Origin of the sequence: Streptomyces ipomoeae 91-03 (genome assembly GCF_000317595.1) — a bacterium.
Taxonomy (GTDB): Bacteria; Actinomycetota; Actinomycetes; order Streptomycetales; family Streptomycetaceae; genus Streptomyces; species Streptomyces ipomoeae.
The window spans coordinates 1-1,528 of sequence record NZ_AEJC01000641.1; the positions used below are offsets into that span (position 1 = coordinate 1).

Annotated in this window: 1 protein-coding gene; it reads right to left on the reverse strand. The window is 70.5% G+C overall.

Annotation, left to right across the window (positions count from 1 at the left end):
- Nucleotides 1-97: 97 nt before the first annotated feature.
- Nucleotides 98-1,474, reverse strand: a complete 1,377-nt coding sequence (locus STRIP9103_RS42325; RefSeq protein WP_009302281.1) for an IS1380 family transposase — start codon at nucleotides 1,472-1,474, stop codon at nucleotides 98-100.
- Between the last annotated feature and the right edge of the window lie 54 nt (nucleotides 1,475-1,528).

Here is a 1,528-nt window from a genome sequence, read left to right on the forward strand (position 1 = left end):
TGCCGGGCAGGCCGGTGGCCCGGCTGTCGCGTCGGGTGGGCGCCGGGTTCCACTGCCCGGGGCGGGTGATGCTGTCGCAGGGACGGTGGGTTGCTGGTCAGCCGGGGTCGGGCAGGAGCGCGAGCCGTTCAAGGGCGGCGGTGATCTCGCCGGTCCAGGGCCAGTGCCGGGCGAGGCGGAGAATCCTGCGCCGACTGGTGGTGACGAGCTGGCCGGCTGCGGAAAACAGGCGGAACCGCAAGCGACGCGGTTCCCAGAGCCTCGCCCGGCCGGTCAGGGCGAGCATGGGCATCCAGGCCAGCAGGTCGAGCGCGATCTGGACGATCTCCATCCAGACCCGGTTCTGGGCGGTGTCGTGCAGGGGCAGGTTGCGCAGGCCGGTGGCCCGGGCAGCCCGGATCCGGTCCTCGGCCCGTGCCCGGAGCCGGTGACGGAGTTCGAGCTCGGCGATCGGCCGGCCGGTGGTGTTGGTCGCGAAGCACGTGATCCGCATGCCGTCCGCGTCCGTGATCCTCAACTGGGCGCCGGGATGGGGCCTTTCCTTGCGGACGATGAGCCGCATGCCCTTGGGCCAGCCGTTAAGGAGCTTGCCGGTGAGCTCGGCGACCCAGGCCCCGTCCCGGGCCTCACCGTCGGCCTCGACGGCCGGGGTCCAGGCCGAGGCGGGGACCTTCAGTACGTGTTCGTGGATCGCTTCGGTGACCGTCATGCCGACCGAGTAGGACAGCCATCGGCCCCGCTTCGCGAGCCAGGACACGAAGTCGTGGGTGCCGCCGGCGGAGTCCGTGCGGATCAGCGTCTGCCGCCCGCGCCGGTAGCGCTTGGGCAGTTGGGCCAGGGCGAGTTGGGCGGTGGTGATGTGGTCGGCGGCGGTGTTGGAGCCCGCGTTTCCCGGTCTGAGGAGGGTGGCGACGGGCTCTCCGGTTCCGCCCGGTCCGTGGTCGACGAAGGCCGTCAGCGGGTGATGGCCGTAGGTCTTCTTCCAGGTCGCGGCCGCGTCCTGCTTGTCGGAGTGGGCGATCACGAGGACGCCATCGAGGTCGACGGTGACCTGACCGTCGGCGTCCGGGGCGTTTTTGCCGGCCAACGACCAGGCACGATGACGGACTTCGGAGCGTGCGGACCGGACGGCCTGCAGGGCTTTCTCGCCGGATGCGGCGAGGGTGTCGATCAGGCGGGAGACGGTCGGGTCGGAGGCGACCGGGCCGAAGACGGCCGGCTCACACCGCAGCATGGCGACGTCCGCGAGGCAGTCCCCGCCCAGTGCGACCGCCATGGCGACGTCCAGGAGGATCTTGCCGGGATCGTGGACGGCCCGCGGCTTCCGCCACGGAGCCAGAGCTGCGGATATCGCCTGGTCAAGGCCCGTCTTGCGGACCGTCTCCATCAGCAGGACCGCACCGGCCTGCGAGACCACCTGCCGACCGTCTCCCTGGACACGGACACGTGGGTACGACGAGATAGGCTCTCTCACCTGGAAAGTGCTCTTTTCCTTGCAGCCAACAGGACCCTCAGCAAGTCCTATCGT